Below are 19,553 nucleotides of genomic sequence, written 5' to 3' on the forward strand. Positions count from 1 at the left end.
ATAACATCCGGTGGATTTTTCCGGGTTTTCCGGGGGTGTTCATAAGATGGAGACATGACAATGACGATGAAATCCCGCCAGTTTCCGCCGGTTTGGTAGCTTCTTATGGATATTGAGGTCATGGGCCAGACATTCTGGCTGAACGGAATCAAGGGAACTGTAAAAGACGTTCGGAAATGGACATCGACTACAGTTCAGTCGACTGGACAGGGTACGATTACCGACCTTGGGTATGGTGTGTACAGGACAAGCGCTCCTCAGATATTCAGCACAACTCAGGAACATCAAGATTTCTGGATAGTTTCTCCCGGTGGCCGACAGGAGAAAGTTGAAGTAAACGGTGATATTGGTAATGGTCAAACAGTATTAGTGGTCTGGGGAAGCGTTAAAGGTAATAATAACGGTTATAATTTAGTCGTCAGGAATTTCACGACCAATCAAGGGTGGAATCTCCTCAGGTGTCTGCCAAATTCGATTGCTTACAAAGGAACTAAAGAGCTAACGCTAAAATATCTTGGTTATATCTTTGTTCCTCTTATAATTCTGACTCTGGCCTACAGTAATCTTCCTCCTCGAAATAACAATCTTGGAGGTGTTTACCATTCAGATAGAGACTATCGCGCCACTCACCCGACGTTCACTCAATCAGATATCCGTCCATTTCTAAATATCGATATATTTATGGCGATTCCGATATTGATATTCGTTGGTTATCGAAAGCGAACCAAGCTGATTTGGCAAAATTATAATACTGCGATGGTTTGTATCAATCAGGCCATTAACAACAATCCTCAATTCGTTAAATCTCTGGAATCATGATGAAAAAGACATTTTTCATTTTTACAGCCCTGACTCTTGCTCAGCCTGTGACCGCATCTGCTCAGACGATGGTACAATGCATGATGGCACGTAATCAGGGCATGATAATTCCGGCTTGTAATAAAATTCTTGGCTTATCGACGGAACCGGCCAAAGCTCCAGAAGATAATGGCGGTCTGCATCTGAAGCAGGTTATTGAGTATAAAGCTCCATCTAACAGTGTTGGACAAGCATCTATTCTTGGCTTGACGCTAGGGATGTCATTAGAAGACGCAAGAAAAATCATGACGGCTCATTGTGAGGGCGAACCCCATCAGAGCAATACTTTTTTGACAGTGGTACATAAGGGAGTGCAGGTTAAGACGCAATTCTTCCCGATGCAGTTAGGATGTTTGATAAAGGGAGATGGTTTGCGTGTAACATTTTCTCCGCCCGTTTCAGGGAATGTCATAACGAAGATAGAGAGGACAGTTTCTTACCCTGCTGATGCGTCACCAAGTTTTACTGGCCTCAAAGCGGACTTGGCTGAAAAATATAATATCCATCTCATGAAAAATGATACTCAGGACATCATTTACTCATTGGAAGATGGGAGCATAAGTGAAAGACCTGAAGGTTCTCTTCTGGTGCCAACACGGAAAAACCCGGATTACGCACCGACTGCACAAGCATATATATTTGTTAACATCAGAAGCGTTTCAGGAAATCCGGAGAATGTTTCATATATGGAGATTTTTCTCGAAGATACAGGGGCAGAGAACCGCTTGAATGATGAGGTAATTAAGCAAATGAATGCCTTTGTTGATGACAAGCTTTCCACAAACACAGTGAAAGCAACATTATAAAAACACTTTTTATGCTTCATCATGGGGAGGCGCTATAACAGTGCCTTTTCTGATATCTCTGGAAATGAGATGGCAGAAAATAAGAAAAACTCGATAATAATATATTAAATTCATACCGATATAAACTCGGTCTGTTTCAACATTGAATAATAATAATTCCTGAAATTCGTTATAATATAAAATATGTATTATAATAGTATTGCCAGGCATGGACTACGTTGACCCGTTTCACGGTTCACTCTGCCCAGACTGGCAAGGGGTTTCACCCCGTTGACCCCATTTGAGTGCAGGAATTTTATATAATGGAAAATAACGAAATAAATAAAGGCAAAGCAGGAAGGCCAAATATGAGACGAATGGAAACCCGTCTCTCCATTCGTGCAAACCGTGAAGAACTGGAGGCATGGAAGCAAACCGGACGTGAAGCCGGGTTTCACAATCTCGCCAGTTATTTCCGGTCTTTGATGTCTTCCAGATATTTTGTGAATGACGAAAAGAAATATCTTCTGGCAGAGTTGAATGAAGCCACCAATCAGGTCGCACGATGTGGGAATAACCTGAACCAGATAGCCCATCATCTGAATGCTGGTGGACATGAGGACGCATCACGAGCGGTTTCTGAATGTCGTGACATCATCAAGACCATAAAGCGTATTATCATGGATATTCGAAGATGATTATCAGCTCAGAGCCTCTTATTGCCTCTCGTGGGTGTGGGGAGACCTGTGATCATGTTTTTCGGGGCTCTGGAAATGAGTCCATAGACGTGATTCAGGGATCAGAGTTTGATGTTATGCAGACTTTTGATGAAGCCAGAGATAACCACGACAAATATGCGGTGTGCCATTTCAAGATCAATCCCAAGCGAAACATTACGCATGAGCAGATGTTACAAAGTGTCAGTATGTTGGCTATGGAATTTGGCTTTGATCCGGATACCTGCACAATAGTCAGACATAGGAAGGCCAAGGCGGGTGAACCTGATGCGGATGAGCACTATCATCTCTATGCATCATGGCGGAATAGTGCTGGCAAATGCCTGGACAGCAGTTACATGAGAGTCAGACAGGAGAAGATTTCCCGGACGTGTGAGGTTCTGTTTGGTCATGACATTGTAAAGGGACGCCATCAGGTTGCTGTCATCCGCCAGCTCCGGGATGAAGGTAAGGCTGATATTGCGGATTATATAGAGGTTCATACACCAGACCTGTCTGAACCAGTTCAATCTGCTTTTACAGCCATCCAGCATCAATCAGCCTTGCGTCAGGGGGTTAACCTCGGAAAGCTGAGACAGTCGATCAGAGACCTACGTATAACCTCAGAATCATTTTCAGAAATGGTTGAGGGGTTAAGTGCTTTGGGCGTGAGTATCCAGAAAGGAGAAAAAGCCAATACATACATTATCGTGAATAACGAAAATAATAAGTTTCTTGGTTCTGCCAATCGTCTGTTTGAAATGAAGAAGGGGGAGTTTGCCAACCTGTTTGAAGCCTTACAACAGGGAAAGGATACGACCTTTGCACTGTCTGAAGGTGAGAGCCCAGTAAATGCTTCAGAGATGACAGGTGAGAAGATTCTCTCTCCTATGCCTCAGGTTATACCGGAGCGCACTTTACTGTCGTCTGTGCCCCAACTTACGACCAAAGGTATACCGTCAGGAAATGGAGTTTCTGACATCAAAGCAGATCATTTTGCGATGACTGATAGTATGTCGCGTGAACAGAAGGCTTCCATTGCTTTCCAGAATGAAGAAGCCAACAGGAAAGCATCTGTCGAAAAAGAGACACTAGCGAACCAGCAAAAATTTGCAGATGATCTGTTACAGATGATGTCTGACTTTGATAAGAAATGGAAACATGTTCCCAAAGAGCCATTTTCCGATCCTGCCAGTAGAAATCGTGTGAAGGTAAGGGAAAAGCATGAGAGTATCCTGAAGCCATTAAGAACCAGATATCATGTGGAACGGCAGAAATGGTTTAATGGCTCATCCACACGTAAGGCGCTCCAGGAATTCAACAATGCCTTAAAGAAGCTGAGATATGAGAGAGATGATTTTAAGGCGTTGGATATTCTGAATAATGAGAGTGATTTTTTATATTGTATGAATTGGATGGCGGATTTCTACGTAGCTGGTCGTGAAAGAAAGCTTCGGGAATGGCAGACTGATAACTCTGTTAAAAGCTACCTGAAGGCAAAAAAAGATTTTGATGAGCTATATGGCTACATTCAGAAAACAGGAGATGTAGAACTTCTGCGAAATGCTCTAAAGAATCCTGTTTACGCATTCCAACAGATGAGGAAAACAAAAGATATTGAGGCAACCATGACAGCAATGAACAGAGTAGGGATAAAGCCATTTCAATAGAGAAAAAGAAAAACGTGAAAAATGATATTATCCCTATATATACATAGATTTTTTCATTTATTGTTGATTTTAATATATAATCATGGTAGATATAAAAAAGCCCTTGAGAGATTGGCGTCTCTAAAGGGCGGGATTGCAGGGAGGAGGAAGAGAACGCCCCCGCAAGAGATTTTGTTAGGTTGGATTGTAGATAGAGTAATTATAGCACAACGTCAACAATAAAAATAGAATTTCTCTCTTTTCCTTCTTATGGTTTTCAAATGAAGACTTCCTGTGGTCCCAATTTTTGGGAAACAGAAGATGGAACAGATATGTAAAAAAGTTATTAAAGAAAATGATATTCCTGACGTAAGGGAATGCCTGAATGAAGAAAAGTTTTCATCTGAAAGCTTTCTGCCCCCTGACATTTCGACATTCTGGGATGTTTCAAGATTCCCGACAAATCGGGATGGTTCTGAATGCTATGTAAGCATTTTAGGATTCTGGAAAGATTTCTGGCGTCCAAAATATTATGATCCGGCCACTCAGGAACAAAAGCCAGGTAACAGAATTTTCAGAAGATATTTTCCTGCGACAGAAGAAGGAATGCAGGGAATCAGGGGCTTGATATTGAGCAATAAATTCGAGGCTCTGTATCGTTCTCAGGCATTCTTTCCGAAGATCAGAAAGACCCAGAGAAAAGAGGATATTTCAGCCATATCTCATGCATGGCTTGATCTGGATATCAATAGGCTTGGTGAAAAACGGAAGCTTATCAGGGGAGACAGGGCAAAAGGTATTTTTGACAGGTGGGTTGATAATGATCACTATCGTCCTGAACTCTTTCAGGAATGGCAATCTCTGGATGATTCAGGCAAAGCTGAATGGCTTATTTCTCATTGCGTGAATAACGAAATACCAGAACCCACTGAAGTTGTGTTGTCTGGTGGTGGAGCCTACCTGTTATGGCAATTCACAGATACTGTGTTTATCCGAAGACGACGCAGGAAAGTTGGGCAGAAAAATCCATCGCGTTCTTATATTGATGTCATTGAGGATATCCATAGGAACCCGAAACAGGCTGGATTATCTGATGGCAGATATCACACCGTGCTCTGCTCAGACTGTTTTGAGGATTCCAGGATCAATCAATTATAAATATTCTCCTTTGGGACATTCATGCCGGTCAGTGTGGTTTAACGAAGATAATCGTTATAGCTCGGACGACTTCAAACAGCGTGTTCTGGGTATTGCACCCTATGCAGGAAAACAACGATATCAGCAGGCAAAAGAGATTGACGCTATTCGTGCGAAGGCAAGAAAGCAGGGAGAGAAGACCTACAGGGACAATGCCCTGAAATGGAGCCAGAAGGCATCTCTGAAGGCTGAGAGCCCTGATCATGGGAATATCGTCCAGTTTCCTGCCAAAGCCTCTAAAAACTCACCCTATAAGCAATCAAGGCGTATCATTGGTGATCTGAAGGAACTGGCAAAGCTGAGATGGGGTGGAATTGTCATGGAAGGCTACAGGGATATGTTCTGTCATATCGCTGTTTCCATGGCGTCAGCACATTTCCAGAATAATCCTAATGAGTTGTTGCCCTATGTGAAAGCCCAGATGGAAGATATTATTCCCTCTGATTATCTGGCTCAGCATTTTGAAAGCGATAATATCACGAGCCTGAATAAACTGATGACTGCGTGTGATGTGTCTGATGTAAAACCGGGTTTCTGTTCATGGCGGTATGCCTATACCATTGACCGGATCATTGAAAAACTTGCGATCACGGAAGATGAAATGAAGCATCTGGATTGTCTGGTTTCCAGGAGTATCAAGAAAGAAAGGCGGAAACAGACGGACAAGGTTTATCAAGCCAAAAAGCGCAGGAATGCAGGGTCTGTCAGAAGAGAACACTATGAAGGGGAGGCACTCTCAACAACCAAACCATGGGAAAAACTTGGAATATGTCGGAGGACATGGGAAAGACGACAAAAGAAATCCCAGAGAGCTTCTGTTGATAGTGACGTTAAAAGCTCTGAATCAAACCTTCTGACAAATGTTGAGTGACTAAAATTTTTTCACCATAATTTTCTATAGGTTCTTATTTTGTTTTGATGTGTCGTAAGTCTATCGCAAACAATATATAGGTTCGTAGGTTGGGGTGTAGGAGTATAAATTTTCATAGACCAAGGATTTGTTATCATGTTTTCAATTTATTGATCTTCAGAATTCAGAAATTAAGGGAGAAGAGAAAGGGTGGGGGTAGGTCCAGGATGCCCCTTCCTGCTTCTCCCATGGATAAGATGCCGGCAACTCACATGAGAAAAAATTATAAAAAATAAAAAAGTTTGTCCCTGAATCTTATCGTCATCTTACAGCTCAAATCCTGTGGATTATTGGCATTATGATTGTTGTGGGTGAGATGGCACTTAAAACCCTATAGAAATGAATTTTAAGCCTCTCCCATAAGTGTCCTGATATCCCAGAAATCCGGATACTGCATGGACTCAGCCACCTGAACGATATTTTCAAGATCGATACCATCCAGATATCGCTTTACGCCTTCTGAGTGATGTCCGTATTCATGGCCGAGAAAATCATCAATCCAGAGTTCTCTGATGCTGGTGTCGCCTCCGGGCATATTTCTGAGTTTGGTGGAGACATTATGACGAAAGCTGTGAAAAACAATAGTAGAGGACTTGATACCAAGCCGGTTCTTGAAGGTTGAGAATTTTCCTCCAAAGCCCACGCTTCGTTTTTTATCCCTTCCGCTGAATGTCAGTTCGTTAAAGAGGTAATAATTGGCACTCTTGGCCCATTCCAGAATCCCAGCTTCAATCAGTTTGTGGTGGATAGGAACAACCCTTTCACCGGCCTCAGTCTTGGGGTTCCACGCCTCCGCTGGTCTGTTGCGTCGTGGCAGATGCTCACAGATATTGAAACACCAGACGCCTTTGATGTTGATGACATCCAGCTTCCGCAACCGACATATTTCTTCCAGCCTCATCCCTGTATACGACCCAATGCCGACAATCATACCAAATGTTCTTTGGGAAATCTGGCCGGGAGGCCATGGGGTGTCGATGAGTTTCCGCAGGTCGTCCTCAGGCCATGCTTTATAGCCATCGCCCTTCAGTTTTCGGCCAAAAGACCAGTCTTTGAAGACATTGGAGCCTCGGTTCACCAGTTCCTTTTTTTCATGAAAGGTCCATAGGATCGACATCTTGGAGAAATGGTTTTTGATGGTTTTGGTTTTGAGAAGGGCTTTTATGCGGTTCCGCTTTGCATATTTAATAAGTTCATCAACCGTAAGTTCCTTGGTTTTACCCTTTCCATAGGTAGCGGGAATCTGGGTCATCATTTCGATATATTTATCGGCGTGCTTACTGGAATAAGTGCGGATAGGTTCATCGCCATTGATTTCAATCCATCTGCGATAGACGTTAGTCATCATAGCCAGTTCGCTGTTTGGCTTGTTTTTAATCTCTGGTGACGTCATGAAGGTAGAGACTGCTTCCGAGAACAGGGGAGAGGGTTTCACTTCCAGTTGTTGGAAGACAGGAGCCAATGTTTCCCGTAACAGTGCAGACTGATTTTCAAAGACCTTGATGGTTTCCTGATGGCCTTGGACTCTGGACGCAAGGATTTCACCTGAACGGATCAGCTTTTCCATTGCGGGTTCGGCTGTATTCTTGAGATATCCGGTGAGCGCTGTCATGCGGTCTGTCTCTCTGACATGGGACAGGAGATGTTCAGCGTTAATGGTCTTGTATTGGGTGATCAGCGACTCAATTTCGAGCTGATATGACCGGATTATGGCCTCAAGGAAATTCCTGGCATTATCATTGTCAAGATATGACCGTACGCATTCTGTCAGGCTGTCTCTTGTTTCCTGAGCTCCGCTGGTTTCCGGGGGAAGGATGGAGCGTCTGAGAAGGTCAGCATAATCCTGCTTTTCCTCATCCGATATAATCCACGGTTCATGAGCCATCGCGTGTTCGATCTTTGCAAAAAGTGCCTGTGTTCGTTAGTATGCTGTTCCAGCACGGATCAGTGCGATTTTCCTTGATCTGGTGAACAGCGAAAAGCAGATTTCATTCTTTTTAAGAGCATCACGGAATCGTGATGGAACCCGCGTTCTGAAATAGAAACCTGTTGCCCTGGACTGGAGCATGTTTCTGCCTTGTTCATCGTCCCCCGCCAAAGTCTGTGTAAGACCTTGTGTAAGAGTTTGCGGGGTCTGTGTTTCTGGAAATCCAGAATAATGAACAAAAACAATGAGTTATGGTGGTGCGAACTGCGGGACTCGAACCCGCACGCCTTTTACAGGCTGGAGATTTTAAGTCTCCTGCGTCTACCATTCCGCCAAGTTCGCGCAGATGCAATGATGCATCTCTGATGATTGAAAGCGTTTTAGCATGGTCGGAGAGAACTGCAACAGTATGTTTTATCGAGCAGCGTGTAAAATTGGTCCAAAGTGTTGTAGCCAATTTTCGGCTTGCTGTCTGTGAGGGGTGAATGTGTCAACCATTTTCCAGAACTGGGCACTATGGTTCATATGTTGCAGATGGCTTAATTCATGGGCAATCAAATAATGGCGTACAAAAAATGGTGCCATTATTAAACGCCATGACAACATTATACGTCCAGAAGATGAACAACTTCCCCAACGGCTTGATGTGTCACGAATATCTAACCGTGTAGGACGTAATCCAACAGCTTGGGCCACGCAGTGCATTTCTTGAGTAAGAATTTTGGTTGCATGTTGCTTAAGAAAGTCTTCCACGCGTCGCGCAAGAAAAGACGGATCTCCGCTTACAAAAAGGCAATCATTTTCTAGCCACGCACCACCTTTGCGATGAGGAGCATGGCAAATTGTATAGTATTTATCTTGAATAGGAATATGGGAACCAATAGCAAAATGTGGTGTTTGCACTAATTTTTCAAGGCGTATTGTAATCCATTGCGCTTGTTTATGTACAAAATCCAAGGCCTGTGTGTAAGGGAACCCTTTAGGCAAAGTAACAAGAATAGCCTGTTCTTTTGCAGAAATTCGTAAGATACAGCGTTTGGCTTTTGTTGAAACGCGCCAAATTATTTTTGCAGAACCATATCCTTGCAGCATAACATGCTCTGGCCAAGATGAATGTTCTTTGCAATTCAAGAAAACATCTTTCCGGGTAAAGGTTTTTTAGAGAGATTCCTCAGTAGGAAGGCCGGGCCAACGAACAATGTAATCTTCCAGTGCCCCTGCGCGTCTTTCACTTATACAGCGTCCTGCAGCAGATTCACCCGCGGTGATAACAGATTGGGCAGTATGCGTTAGCAATGGGTGCCACTGTGGTAGGCCACGCCCTTCCGAAAGACGGCGATATGCACAATCAGGCGGTAACCAATCAAGTTCGGGAATCATCTCTGGTGTTAGAGTAATGCAGTCTTGCACTTTGCGATGGCGTTGCGCGTAATCTGTGCATTGGCATGTTTTAACATCCAAAAGACGGCACGCAACAGATGTGTAATGCAGTTCTTCCGTGTCATCATCACGCAGTTTGTGCAAGCAGCAGCGTCCGCATCCATCACATAGGCTTTCCCATTGCTCTGTGGTCATTTCTGTAAGTGGGGTTGTTTCCCAAAAAGGTGCCGTCATTGTGCAATGCCAAAAAAGAGGGAGAGGAAGAAACTTACGATTAAAGGTTTCTTAAGAAGAGGCCAGATGATGAGCTGTAGGCATGCGCTTTGGTTTGCCCCCAGTTCACGTGCTGTAGGTCCCCATGCTTCTGGTAGGGTTTCAAGTTTGGCAAGCGGCCATAGTGCAAGCAAAGGTAAGCTTAAGGCACCCTGTAAAAAAGGAGTATAAGGTGTGTTGATGACAACAGGCAAAAAAATACTAAGAACCGATGCTGGAATAAACAACATAAAGAATGAAATATAAAAAATGCGCCCAGCATGTATGGCAAATGCCAGCATGAGCAGAACAAACACAAGAAATATGCTTGTTATACTTATGCAGACAAATCCCCATAAAAAAGAATAAGGCAATGGGATTTGCATCAGAGAAGGAATCACTTGCGGAGCGCCCATTGTTCAAAGTGTTCTGCAATGATGTTTAAATGATTTATCCAGAAGATATCATCAACAACAAGGGGCGCAGCCAAGTGGCGTAAGGTGGTATCCACGGCCATATCTCTCATGGATGGTAGAGATGGCCATGCGTTAGAAAATGCTTGCTGCTGCTGTGCCTGATCAAGCCATGATACAAAACTGAGCGCGGTAGCAGTGGTGGCAGAACTATGTGGCACTCCCCAGCCGTAACGCACCTGTAAGCGTTGTTGCCAACAGATGCCAAAACGCTTGGTATCTCCATCGGCTGTGTTCAGCATTTCCCCGGTAGGCGCAAGTCCCATAAGGGCGCCACCGCTTTTTAAAATCTGCCCGGCTTCTTCCGGGGTGGACCACCAGACAATATAAGGCCGTAGCTGATCCAGTTTCCGGAAGGCCCGTATTAACCCATCTTGAGTGTTGAGTGTGCGGTAAACCATTTCGGATGGTACGCCATCAGCCAGTAGGGCAATTTCTAGCGTGGTGCGTGGGTCACGCCGTAGGCTGCGCCGTCCCGGATGGCGGGCAACGTCCCAAAAGTCCGCCCAGTTGGGGGGGGTGTCAAAACGTGAGCTATCCCACGCAATAGCGTAATCAATGCTGGTGGAATAATTGGGTTGTGCTGCATCTTCAGGCAAAGGGGCAAGCAGGCCTGCGCTGCCTCCTATCGCCAGACTGCTATTTTCCATCATGACCGCAGCCCAATGTTTGGGGCTGTTTTTTTCCTGTTGCTGGAGAGCGGTTAGAGATCCGTCCCATCCAGAGGTGATGATGCGGTGATGTGTCTGACGTGTGTATCCGGCAAAAAGGATTTTTTTCTGTATGTCACAAATCCTGCCCGAGAATGTCAGAACCCGTAAGGCGGCGTCTGCATGCGCAATTGTGTGTTTATGCGCAGGACGCGCCTGAACCATTTGAGGGGCAAGAGAGATTACGCCGCCGCCCAACCCAGCCAGCAGGGCTTTCCGTCGGGAAATGATCCCGGCAGAAGGCGCTTGTTTCTGAGGGTGGGGTGACGGTGTCCCGCTGGAGCGACCGTGCAGGAAAGAAAAAGAAAACAGGGTGACCTCGCGCATATAGTGCCGCCAAATGAAGGCAGATGAGTTTAGCCTTATTTTGCATCCATCGGAAAGGCGATAGCGTTCTGTGGTTGCCAAGCCAATATGGCCTTGTTGCCGGGGCGGAGTTCACGCGGCAAATGGACCAGGGGGCGGTGAGCTATAATTTCCGTGCCATCCAAGGTGCGAAACCGCATGGCAATGGCGTGGCCAATGTGATGGGCGGAAACAAGAGTGCAGGCAATATCTGTTTTATCTTCTATCTCCATGCCACCGGAGCGAGGAAACAGAACGGAAAGGCGGTCAGGCAGAATGCAAATGCTGGCCAGATCATTTTCTTCTAGATTGTAATCGGCCACAGCTTCCACTGTCTCGCCCGATGGCAGGCGCAATTCGGCAATGTCATCCTCTATAAGTAATACCTTGCCGCTGATAACATTGGCATCCCCAAACTGTGCTGCCACGCTTAGGCAAGCAGGGCGGTTTAGTAGGGTGGCCACATCTCCTATCTGTAACAGGGTGCCATTTTGCATAACGCCAATCTGATCTGCCGCTATCATACAGTCCTGCTTCTGGCGTGAAAGCAGCAGAATGCTCAGTCCTATGGCATGGCGTAACCGATCCAAAAATGTGATTGCACGCCGGATGGTGGGGTGGTCCATGTTTTCGAAAGACTGATTCAGAACCACAACATCGGGCTGCATGATCAGGGCGCGCGCTAGCTGCGTCCGAAATATCTGTTCTGCATTGAGTATGCGGGCCGGTTGGGCACGCAGGGCTTCCAAGCCAGTCAGGGCCAGTATTTCAGCCCCGCGATGTGCGATTTCAGATTTATGAAACGTGCCACTGGCGCGCAGGGGCAGGAGAATATTGTCCAGAACGGAAATGTGCGGAAACAAGGGCGCGTGCGGGCCTATTGTTGCCAGTTTTTTATGGCCAGATGTGTTTAAGTTATATGGTGTGCCGTTAATTTCTATCTGCCCAACCGTAAAGGGGCGTCTGCCAGCCAATGTTTCTGCCAAACAGGTTAGATCCGCATTGTCTTGCCCGATTCCCAGTATGGCTGTGCAACTTCCCGCCGGTAGAAAAAGCGTGAGGGGTTCTGCGTTGTGAAAGAACGCTAGATTGTGAACCGCCAGTGCTGTGGATGAGCCATGCGTGGTATGCATGCAACTATGTCCCTTTCCGTGGGTTAGAAGTAAAGTGCACTATATTTCAGGCAGGTAAACGGAGGTTTCTTTCATGTCTTCAGATAAAATCAAAGAAGTAAAAGCAGCAGGTGAAGCCGCAGCCGACACGGCGCGGGACGAATTGGAAGCCGTAAAAGCGCATCTTGAACGCCTTGTGACCCAGCATCTGGTGCCAGCGCTGGGCCGTGCAGGGGATAAAGCCGGCACGCTGAAGGAGCAGGCGGTTGCCAATGCGCGCGAACTGGCCGATCATGCACAAAGCGATCTTGCTAAGCGTAATCGTGGTCAGTCTTCATGGTTGTCCATTGCCATTTCCGGCGTGGTGGGCTTTATCCTTGGGCGTCTGTCACGCTGACGCTTGTGCGTCATCTGAACAAAGGTAGCCTCGGAGCCCATGCGTATCTTTGATCTTGGTAAATCCGCCCTGAATGCTCAGTCTAACCTGATGCAACAGATGGCCATACGATACGGCAAGCAAGCCGTATTGTTGGCAATGGCGGCAGTATTTGGACTATTTGCCCTGATTACAGGGCATGGGCTCCTTTGGGTGCTTCTGGTTTTTGTCGGGCATTTTGGCCCGGTAGGTGCGGCGTTTACAGTATTCGGGCTGGATGTGTTTGTGGCTCTGGTTTGTGTGCTGTTTGGCCGTCGTTCTTACCTGACAGTGCAGGAAGTGGAAGCCCGCATTGCCCGTGACCGCAATATCACCATGATGCGCGACTCCATGACCATGGCAGCCGTAACGGCAACCGTTGCAACAGCCATGGGCCGTGGTGGATCTCGCAAAGTGTGGGACGTTGTGCGGCGGAAAAAGGACTGAAATCGTCCACTCTGGACGAAACCATAGGTTCCATTCCAAATTTGCATTGGCGCGCAGGATTTTTTCTGTAAATGATGGCGCTGTCTTTCGTGAGTGTGCAAATTGTTTGCACGCTCACTAGTGTGGGTAGGGAATGGAACCGAATCATCATCCCGTTATGGCCAATGAGCCCCGCCGTTTCTTTGGATATCGGCTGGCGCGTCTTGCTGCTGTGTGGCGGCGGGAGATTGATGCCGATCTGCGGGCCTTCGGCCTGACAGACGCCACATGGCGGCCCATTTATTATCTCAACTTCTCCAAAACACCCATGCGCCAGACAGATCTGGCCCGCTCCCTCTCCTTGGAAGCCCCTTCACTGGTGCGGCTTTTGGATGTGCTGGAAAAGCGTGGCTACGTGGTGCGTGAAACGGATGAAGAAGATCGCCGCTCCAAACTGGTAAGTATTACGGAAGAAGGGCGCAGTGTTGCTGCTCTTGTCAGCCGTGTGGCGGATGAAGTGACAGCCCGCCTAACGGAAGATGTTTCCACCACGGAGCTGGAAGAATGCTGCGGCGTTCTTGACCGGGTTGAGCAAGCCGCCCAAAACCACCGGGATACCATTGGTGGTGATAAAAGAGGCATGCGGTAATGCCAGTTTCCAGAACAGTGCCATGCTAGCTGAATTCAATATATTTGGTGTTTTTATTGCACCTATTGTCGTGTACGCCCTAGCGGCGCTGCCGATTACAATGTGTGTTCGCTTCGTGTTGTGGTGGAGCGGCCTTCTGGGCTGGTTCTGGCATATCGCGTTGTTCGAAGTATCGTTATACGTCAGTATTCTTTGCCTGCTGATCCTCTACGTCTGACCCGAAAAGGCTTTTGAGTCTCCGCAATGCCCCTTCTGCGCACCCTGATACGAGTTGTTCTGACCCTTGCGGTCGTCTCACTGGCCATCGTTCTGGGGATTACCCTGTGGAACGTGTATATGATTGCACCCTGGACCCGCGATGGCCGTGTGCGTGTTTACGTTGTGGACGTGGCCCCCGAAGTTTCTGGCACAGTGGTGCAGATTCCCATCGTGGATAACCAGTTTGTGCATAAGGGTGACCCACTGTTTGTGCTTGATCCGGTGCGTTTCCGCCTTGCTATTCGTGAGGCACAGGCCCGGCTTGATGGCGCATTGGAAGATTTGAAGCTGAAACGCAATGATGCCCGCCGTCGTATGGGCTTGGGTGGCATTGTGTCGGCCGAAGAACAGGAAGTCTTTAACTCCAATGTGGCCACACAGATTGCATCTGTGGATGCAGCGCGTGCCGCTTTGGATGTGGCCAAACTGAACTTGCAGCGTTCGGTTCTGTATTCTCCGGTAAATGGTTACATCACCAACCTGAACCTGCGGGTGGGCGATTACGCCTCTGCCGGGCAGGCACGTATGGCCGTTATCGATTCCGACTCCTACTGGGTTTACGGGTATTTCGAAGAAACAAAGATGTGGGGCGTACACGTGGGTGATGAAGCCCGCGTTAAGCTGATGGGCTATAAGCCTATCCTTACAGGCCATGTTGTCAGCATTGCGCGCGGTATTAACGATACCAACGGTACACCAGATAAGCTGGGGCTGCAGGATGTGAACCCAATCTTTACCTGGGTGCGTCTGGCACAGCGTATTCCTGTTCGTATTCACATTGACCACGTGCCCGATAGTGTCACGCTGGCAGCAGGTATGACGGCAACTGTGAGCGTAGGCCCTGAACCCAGAGGCCGCCGCGGAAAGTTGACGACCTGGCTGCAAGATCATCTGTAAGCGCAGGACATGAGACAGAACATGAAGGGTCGTCGTCGCCTTGGGCTGTTTCTGGCAACATCCATGTTGTTGTCAGCCTGTACCGTAGGGCCAAATTATCAGCCAGACCGCATGAAGGTTCCGGCAGCGTTCAAGGAGACGGAGGAAGAGCATCCGGCTACGCCTGAAGAGATCGAACGCACCAACAAGGAAATGACAGAGTGGTGGTCTTTGTTCAAAGATCCCATTCTCACACGCTTGGTGGATGATGCCATTAAGGGCAACTACGATCTGCAGATTGCCGGACAGCGTATTCTGGCCGAACGGGCCATTCGTGATCGGTCTGCCGCACAGTGGTATCCACAAATGGATGCCAATATGGGCGGTGGTGATGTGCGCTATTCCATCAACATCGATAACTGGCCAATTCGCCCGGGTAATCCGGCTAACCAGCCAGAAGCTTCTATGTTGACATATGGTGTGATGGCATCGTGGGAGCTGGATATGTTCGGGCGTATCCGCCGAGATGTGGAAGCGCATGAACATCAGGTGGAAGCCAATATTGAAGGCCGCCGCGCGTTGCTGATGGGTCTGCTATCCGAGCTTGCGTCCGACTATATGTTGCTGCGCGTTACGCAGCTTCAGATCAAGATCGCCACGGATAACATTCGCGTTGCTAAGGATGCGCTGGACCTGACCAACAAGCTGTATCTGGAAGGTGTGGGTAACACCTTGCAGATTGCACAGGCACAGGCCGAAATGGATGCGCAGATTGCTGCGCGTGAACCGCTAAAAACACGTGTTTCGCAGGTAACACACGCCATTGCCGTGCTGCTGGGTAAAATGCCGGGTGAACTGGAAGAGGAATTGAAGATTCCGCGGCCTCTGCCAATTGTTCCGGAATTTCCTGCTACACTGCCGTCTATCGTTATTGCCAACCGCCCGGATATCCGTATGGCAGAGCGGCAATATGCTGTAGCCACGGCTCAGATTGGTGTGGCTGTTGCCAATCTGTATCCACACTTTGTGGTGCCGCTTACATTCAACCCGAATGCATCGGCCATGTATCAGGCGTTTCAGGCAAATGCCATGAGCTGGCAGTTCCTGCTGATGGCCAGCATGCCATTGATGCACGGCGGCAAGATGACGGCAGAAGTTCGTGCAGCACAGGCTGCGGCAGAAGCTGCGCGTCTCACGTATCGTCAGACTGTTTTGCAGGGCTTCAAGGAAGTGGAAGATGCCATGGCGGCATGGCATGATGATATTGAATATGCCGAACAGCTGCATAAAGCCGCAGAAGATAGCGCAACTGCCAGTGAGCGTGCGCGTAAACTCTACGGTGCTGGTTTGGTAGGGTTTCTGGAAGTGCTGACAACCGAACGCACCACCTTGAATGCCCAGAACATGGAGGCTCTTGCTAAGTTGGAGCGTCTGCGTGATGCGGTAAATCTATACACGGCTCTGGGTGCCGGGTGGAAAGGTGTTGCTCTTACCAACACCACTTTGCCCGTTTCTCTTGAAACGCAGAACTTCCTTGCCCGCGCCTTCAAACAATAAGCCGCAGCAGGGCGGGTTAGCATCGCCTTACGTCAAGCGTATTCTGCTGGTTGCCCTATTGATGACCGGTGGCTTTACGCTGATGTGTTTTACGGGGTGGTGGGCTGTGGCGTACAGCCATCCGCAAGATAGCTGGGGTATGCTGGTTTTCCGGTGGTTGTTTCCTGTTATAGGTGCAGCGATGGTTGGAGGTAGCTTTGTGCTTCTCAACCGTCCTGTAGGCAATGTATGGGAAGAATTTGAAGCATCCTCAGATGATGAGGATGCAGATGGAATCGTATCCAATATGGATGGGCGCTAGGCAGAATTAGTTGCCTGCAAGTCGTTTAAAGGCAGGGGTTTGCGCCTGTGTCGTTAGAAACGAGATCATGGCTTTACGTGCCAAAGCTGCATCTTGCCCAAGGTGAATAAGCCCACCAATTTGCGTTGGGTGGCGCACGATATCACACATTAACTTACCGATTTGCAGGCCCCCTTCAGGGGAAAGAACAGAGCCTGCAATGGGGGGCAGGGAACGGTCTGCCGGATCGCAGACAACCCGTAGTACAGCAAAAGGCAGCCCGGCTTCTTCTGCTGCTTTTGCAAGAAAACCGCTTTCCATATCTAATGCGGGGCAATGAGACTGTGCAAAAAGCTGCGCCTTATGGGCTGCATCCATTACCACGGTATCACTATGCAGCAGCGTTCCGCCCTGCACACCCGTCTGATCTCCACCTAAAATATGGCGTAAAGTGGCATCGCATACGGCGTTTGTGTCCCAGCAGGAAACCTTTTCTGGAATAACAATGCTGCCAGCAGATAATGCCGGGTTCAGCCCAGCAGCCAAGCCAAAGGAGAGCAGACAATCAGCCCCGCTGGCAACCAATCTGGCAGCTTCGCGCTTTGCTCCGGTATGTGTCGCGCCACTAGCGGCAATGGCAGCATGCGGGAAAATAGAGCGGATAAGGCGTGCTTCCGCTTTTAACCCCACCAGAATGCCGGGGCGAGATGGCGAAGGCTGGGCAGAGGCTGATGTCATTGATTTAGAACCCAAAGGAAACGCGGCGGGTATTGCTGCTTTCAAGGTTGCGATAGCGGGCTAATGCCATAAGCGGGAAGAACTGCTTGTAGCCGTGGTAACGCAGGTAAAATACCTTGGGGAAGCCAACAGCATTATAGGGGTCTTCATGCCATTCCCCATTAGCATCCTGCTGGTCGGCCAGCCATGCAATGCCGCGCGTTACAGCTGGATCATCCCGCCGGCCTGCGGCCATCAGGCCCAGAACAGCCCATGCTGTTTGTGATGGCAGGCTTTCACCATACGTGCCGTGTGGGCCGCCTTCATAAGATTCGCAACCCTCGCCCCAGCCGCCATCTGTTCGCTGGACAGAGCGGAGCCATTCCACAGCTTTCACCACGGCTGGGTCATCGTGGGAAATGCCAGCAGCATTTAAGGCGCACAGCGCAGACCATGTGCCGTAAATGTAGTTTGTGCCCCACCGCCCAAACCAGGAACCGTCTTTTTCCTGCTCCTTGCGCAGATATTCCAGTCCACGCTTGATAACGGGCTCATCTTCTGGGTTTTTCAATTGGGCCAGAAAGGAAATACAGCGTGCGGTGACATCTGCTGTGGGTGGATCGAGCAATGCACCATGATCGGCAAAAGGAATGTGGTTGAGAACATTCTTGTTGTTGTCGATATCAAAAGCACCCCAGCCACCATCTGTGCTTTGCATGCCCACAATCCATGCACGCGTACGCGCAATGGCTTCAGCATTTGCCGGGTCGCCCTCACGGTGCAACAGCATACCCACTACGGCTGTATCATCCACATCGGGGTAATAGTCGTTCCCGTATTGGAAAGCCCAGCCACCGGGGGCCAGATCGGGGTTACGAACGGCCCAATCTCCCTTTACATTCAGGATCTGCTTACTGCGGAGCCATGCAGAGGTTTTTTTCAACTCGCCAAGCGTTTTTTCTGGCGCAATTCCATTGGGGCCAGAGGCTGCCTCAATCATGGCATGGCCAGAAAGCCCGGTGTCCCAAATAGGGGAAACGCAGGGCTGACAGTAGGCTTCATCGTCTTTTTCAACGATAAGGGCCTGCACGGCTTCCCATGCCGTTTTTGCACGCGGGTCTTTATCCGGCACGCCCATGGCCCGATACATCATCACCACGTTGGCCATGGCAGGGTAAATAGCCCCCAACCCATCTTTGCCATTTAAGCGAGGTTCGATAAAATCAAGAGCGGCTTGAATGGCTTTTTTGTGCGTTTTTTCGGGAATAAACGGTACGATGGGCCGCAAAACGCTATCCAGCCCTTTAAAAACATACCCCCATGCCGAGCGATAAGGGCCTCGAATCCAGTCCTGCACTTTTTCTGGCGGAGTAACAAACAACTCACGCACATGGATCTGGCGCGGATTTGCAGCCACAGGGCGGAGGGCTGCCAGCACCAGAAGCGGCGCAATAACTGTGCGGGACCAGTAAGACATGTTCCACACGGAAAAGAATGCCTTGGCAGGCAGCAGCATCAACTCTACGGGCATAATCGGAGTTGCACGCCACGGCACTTCACCAAACAAAGCAAGCTGGGAGCGTGTAAACACGTTTGAGCGTTCCGCCCCACCATGATCCAGAATGGCTTCTCGTGCACGCTGCATATGGGGGGCATTTATATCATCCCCCACGGCTTTGAGCGCAAAGTAAGCTTTTACAGTAGCGGAAAGGTCAAACTTGCCATTGTGGTAAAGGGGCCAGCCCCCGTGCTCTTCACTTTGGATACGGCGCAGGTAGATGGCAATTTTCTGCTCCAGCGCATCGTCAATTCTGTCCATGAAGTGTTCGAGCAGGATATATTCGGCAGGAATGGTGGCATCGGCTTCCAGTTCATAAACCCAATGCCCATCATTTTGCTGGGCCTGACTGAGAGCGGTATGCGCACTCAGAACCGCACGATCCAGAACATCTGAAGAAAGGCGTGATTCGGAAAGAGCACTCCCATCGGCGGCCATGTCAGAAAATCCTTTCTGCTTGCAAGCGTAAAGCTGTTTAGAGCGCAGTGCGTTTTAAGGGGATA

The 19,553-nt window shown here is 48.4% G+C and carries 22 protein-coding genes and 1 tRNA gene; 13 read left to right on the forward strand and 10 right to left on the reverse strand.

All coding sequences use genetic code 11. From position 1 onward, the window contains the following. Nucleotides 1–105: 105 nt before the first annotated feature. The 6 genes from DS739_RS01010 to DS739_RS01035 all read left to right on the forward strand — a co-directional run bounded on the left by DS739_RS01010 (nucleotide 106) and on the right by DS739_RS01035 (nucleotide 6,076). Entirely contained in the window at nucleotides 106–819 is a 714-nt protein-coding gene (locus tag DS739_RS01010) for a hypothetical protein (protein ID WP_035352736.1), read from the forward strand. Beyond that, entirely contained in the window at nucleotides 816–1,664 is an 849-nt protein-coding gene (locus DS739_RS01015) for a hypothetical protein (RefSeq protein ID WP_050793153.1), read from the forward strand. Before DS739_RS01010 ends, DS739_RS01015 begins: the two co-directional genes overlap by 4 nt. Before the next feature lie 347 nt (nucleotides 1,665–2,011). Then, a complete protein-coding gene (gene mobC / locus DS739_RS01020; protein ID WP_232517485.1) occupies nucleotides 2,012–2,341 on the forward strand; it encodes a plasmid mobilization relaxosome protein MobC in 330 nt (109 codons plus the stop codon). An 89-nt stretch (nucleotides 2,342–2,430) separates the two neighbouring features. Continuing rightward, nucleotides 2,431–4,029: a hypothetical protein gene (locus DS739_RS01025; RefSeq protein WP_139018871.1), complete on the forward strand. Its 1,599-nt coding sequence runs from the start codon at nucleotides 2,431–2,433 to the stop codon at nucleotides 4,027–4,029. A 300-nt stretch (nucleotides 4,030–4,329) separates the two neighbouring features. Next, entirely contained in the window at nucleotides 4,330–5,166 is an 837-nt protein-coding gene (locus DS739_RS01030; protein ID WP_035352739.1) for a hypothetical protein, read from the forward strand. Further along, a complete protein-coding gene (locus DS739_RS01035) occupies nucleotides 5,102–6,076 on the forward strand; it encodes a hypothetical protein (RefSeq protein WP_006116758.1) in 975 nt (324 codons plus the stop codon). The genes DS739_RS01030 and DS739_RS01035 overlap by 65 nt, the downstream gene beginning before the upstream one ends. A gap of 385 nt (nucleotides 6,077–6,461) precedes the next feature. Here DS739_RS01035 and DS739_RS01040 read toward each other — a convergent pair whose 3' ends face one another. The 8 genes from DS739_RS01040 to DS739_RS01070 form a co-directional block, all read right to left on the reverse strand. Next, nucleotides 6,462–8,000: a tyrosine-type recombinase/integrase gene (locus DS739_RS01040; protein WP_006116759.1), complete on the reverse strand. Its 1,539-nt coding sequence runs from the start codon at nucleotides 7,998–8,000 to the stop codon at nucleotides 6,462–6,464. A gap of 36 nt (nucleotides 8,001–8,036) precedes the next feature. Further along, nucleotides 8,037–8,183: a DUF6538 domain-containing protein gene (locus DS739_RS14605; protein WP_369870380.1), complete on the reverse strand. Its 147-nt coding sequence runs from the start codon at nucleotides 8,181–8,183 to the stop codon at nucleotides 8,037–8,039. Nucleotides 8,184–8,297: 114 nt separating this feature from the next. After that, nucleotides 8,298–8,384, reverse strand: a tRNA-Leu gene (locus DS739_RS01045). A 72-nt stretch (nucleotides 8,385–8,456) separates the two neighbouring features. After that, the gene (locus tag DS739_RS01050; RefSeq protein WP_035352842.1) at nucleotides 8,457–9,134 is read right to left on the reverse strand and encodes a M48 family metallopeptidase; all 678 of its coding nucleotides are present in this window, start codon (nucleotides 9,132–9,134) and stop codon (nucleotides 8,457–8,459) included. A 66-nt stretch (nucleotides 9,135–9,200) separates the two neighbouring features. Then, entirely contained in the window at nucleotides 9,201–9,656 is a 456-nt protein-coding gene (locus DS739_RS01055; protein ID WP_006116761.1) for a YcgN family cysteine cluster protein, read from the reverse strand. Further along, complete coding sequence (locus DS739_RS01060; RefSeq protein WP_006116762.1) at nucleotides 9,653–10,090, reverse strand: hypothetical protein; 438 nt, start codon at nucleotides 10,088–10,090, stop codon at nucleotides 9,653–9,655. Before DS739_RS01060 ends, DS739_RS01055 begins: the two co-directional genes overlap by 4 nt. Then, nucleotides 10,072–11,184, reverse strand: a complete 1,113-nt coding sequence (locus DS739_RS01065) for an extracellular solute-binding protein (protein WP_035352745.1) — start codon at nucleotides 11,182–11,184, stop codon at nucleotides 10,072–10,074. The genes DS739_RS01060 and DS739_RS01065 overlap by 19 nt, the downstream gene beginning before the upstream one ends. Nucleotides 11,185–11,219: 35 nt before the next feature. Then, entirely contained in the window at nucleotides 11,220–12,335 is a 1,116-nt protein-coding gene (locus DS739_RS01070; RefSeq protein WP_006116763.1) for an ATP-binding cassette domain-containing protein, read from the reverse strand. Between the two features lie 73 nt (nucleotides 12,336–12,408). Here DS739_RS01070 and DS739_RS01075 point away from each other — a divergent pair, with 73 nt between their 5' ends. The 7 genes from DS739_RS01075 to DS739_RS01105 all read left to right on the forward strand — a co-directional run bounded on the left by DS739_RS01075 (nucleotide 12,409) and on the right by DS739_RS01105 (nucleotide 16,796). Beyond that, a complete protein-coding gene (locus DS739_RS01075; RefSeq protein WP_003625602.1) occupies nucleotides 12,409–12,711 on the forward strand; it encodes a hypothetical protein in 303 nt (100 codons plus the stop codon). 39 nt (nucleotides 12,712–12,750) lie between these two features. Next, the gene (locus DS739_RS01080; protein ID WP_006116764.1) at nucleotides 12,751–13,176 is read left to right on the forward strand and encodes a phage holin family protein; all 426 of its coding nucleotides are present in this window, start codon (nucleotides 12,751–12,753) and stop codon (nucleotides 13,174–13,176) included. A 133-nt stretch (nucleotides 13,177–13,309) separates the two neighbouring features. Beyond that, complete coding sequence (locus tag DS739_RS01085; protein WP_006116765.1) at nucleotides 13,310–13,804, forward strand: MarR family winged helix-turn-helix transcriptional regulator; 495 nt, start codon at nucleotides 13,310–13,312, stop codon at nucleotides 13,802–13,804. A 22-nt stretch (nucleotides 13,805–13,826) separates the two neighbouring features. Further along, nucleotides 13,827–14,021, forward strand: coding sequence for a DUF1656 domain-containing protein (locus DS739_RS01090; RefSeq protein WP_035352748.1), 195 nt, complete (start codon nucleotides 13,827–13,829; stop codon nucleotides 14,019–14,021). Nucleotides 14,022–14,047: 26 nt separating this feature from the next. Then, nucleotides 14,048–14,959, forward strand: a complete 912-nt coding sequence (locus DS739_RS01095) for an HlyD family secretion protein (RefSeq protein ID WP_003625609.1) — start codon at nucleotides 14,048–14,050, stop codon at nucleotides 14,957–14,959. 9 nt (nucleotides 14,960–14,968) lie between these two features. Next, complete coding sequence (locus DS739_RS01100; protein WP_006116766.1) at nucleotides 14,969–16,495, forward strand: efflux transporter outer membrane subunit; 1,527 nt, start codon at nucleotides 14,969–14,971, stop codon at nucleotides 16,493–16,495. After that, complete coding sequence (locus DS739_RS01105; protein WP_231621227.1) at nucleotides 16,473–16,796, forward strand: hypothetical protein; 324 nt, start codon at nucleotides 16,473–16,475, stop codon at nucleotides 16,794–16,796. Before DS739_RS01100 ends, DS739_RS01105 begins: the two co-directional genes overlap by 23 nt. Before the next feature lie 6 nt (nucleotides 16,797–16,802). Here the strand turns inward: DS739_RS01105 and DS739_RS01110 are convergent, their stop codons facing one another. Both DS739_RS01110 and shc read right to left on the reverse strand, forming a co-directional pair. Further along, entirely contained in the window at nucleotides 16,803–17,513 is a 711-nt protein-coding gene (locus DS739_RS01110) for a hypothetical protein (RefSeq protein ID WP_035352754.1), read from the reverse strand. A 4-nt stretch (nucleotides 17,514–17,517) separates the two neighbouring features. Next, nucleotides 17,518–19,488 (reverse strand): squalene--hopene cyclase, encoded by a 1,971-nt coding sequence (shc, locus tag DS739_RS01115; RefSeq protein ID WP_006116767.1) that lies wholly within the window; start codon nucleotides 19,486–19,488, stop codon nucleotides 17,518–17,520. Nucleotides 19,489–19,553: the final 65 nt, after the last annotated feature.

The organism is Acetobacter sp. JWB, from assembly GCF_003323795.1.
GTDB classification, from domain to species: Bacteria; Pseudomonadota; Alphaproteobacteria; order Acetobacterales; family Acetobacteraceae; genus Acetobacter; species Acetobacter oryzifermentans.

Bases quoted from the DNA above. Each gene is read 5' to 3' on its own strand.
- shc (WP_006116767.1), bottom strand. From the start codon at position 19,488: ATGGCCGCCGATGGGAGTGCTCTTTCCGAATCACGCCTTTCTTCAGAT.
- DS739_RS01095 (WP_003625609.1), top strand. From the start codon at position 14,048: ATGCCCCTTCTGCGCACCCTGATACGAGTTGTTCTGACCCTTGCGGTC.
- DS739_RS01070 (WP_006116763.1), bottom strand. From the start codon at position 12,335: ATGCATACCACGCATGGCTCATCCACAGCACTGGCGGTTCACAATCTA.
- DS739_RS01080 (WP_006116764.1), top strand. From the start codon at position 12,751: ATGCGTATCTTTGATCTTGGTAAATCCGCCCTGAATGCTCAGTCTAAC.
- DS739_RS01055 (WP_006116761.1), bottom strand. From the start codon at position 9,656: ATGACGGCACCTTTTTGGGAAACAACCCCACTTACAGAAATGACCACA.
- DS739_RS01050 (WP_035352842.1), bottom strand. From the start codon at position 9,134: ATGCTGCAAGGATATGGTTCTGCAAAAATAATTTGGCGCGTTTCAACA.
- DS739_RS01015 (WP_050793153.1), top strand. From the start codon at position 816: ATGATGAAAAAGACATTTTTCATTTTTACAGCCCTGACTCTTGCTCAG.
- DS739_RS01100 (WP_006116766.1), top strand. From the start codon at position 14,969: ATGAGACAGAACATGAAGGGTCGTCGTCGCCTTGGGCTGTTTCTGGCA.
- DS739_RS01010 (WP_035352736.1), top strand. From the start codon at position 106: ATGGATATTGAGGTCATGGGCCAGACATTCTGGCTGAACGGAATCAAG.
- DS739_RS01030 (WP_035352739.1), top strand. From the start codon at position 4,330: ATGGAACAGATATGTAAAAAAGTTATTAAAGAAAATGATATTCCTGAC.
- DS739_RS01090 (WP_035352748.1), top strand. From the start codon at position 13,827: ATGCTAGCTGAATTCAATATATTTGGTGTTTTTATTGCACCTATTGTC.
- DS739_RS01065 (WP_035352745.1), bottom strand. From the start codon at position 11,184: ATGCGCGAGGTCACCCTGTTTTCTTTTTCTTTCCTGCACGGTCGCTCC.
- DS739_RS01075 (WP_003625602.1), top strand. From the start codon at position 12,409: ATGTCTTCAGATAAAATCAAAGAAGTAAAAGCAGCAGGTGAAGCCGCA.
- mobC (WP_232517485.1), top strand. From the start codon at position 2,012: ATGAGACGAATGGAAACCCGTCTCTCCATTCGTGCAAACCGTGAAGAA.
- DS739_RS01110 (WP_035352754.1), bottom strand. From the start codon at position 17,513: ATGACATCAGCCTCTGCCCAGCCTTCGCCATCTCGCCCCGGCATTCTG.
- DS739_RS01060 (WP_006116762.1), bottom strand. From the start codon at position 10,090: ATGGGCGCTCCGCAAGTGATTCCTTCTCTGATGCAAATCCCATTGCCT.
- DS739_RS14605 (WP_369870380.1), bottom strand. From the start codon at position 8,183: ATGCTCCAGTCCAGGGCAACAGGTTTCTATTTCAGAACGCGGGTTCCA.
- DS739_RS01040 (WP_006116759.1), bottom strand. From the start codon at position 8,000: ATGGCTCATGAACCGTGGATTATATCGGATGAGGAAAAGCAGGATTAT.
- DS739_RS01085 (WP_006116765.1), top strand. From the start codon at position 13,310: ATGGAACCGAATCATCATCCCGTTATGGCCAATGAGCCCCGCCGTTTC.
- DS739_RS01035 (WP_006116758.1), top strand. From the start codon at position 5,102: ATGGCAGATATCACACCGTGCTCTGCTCAGACTGTTTTGAGGATTCCA.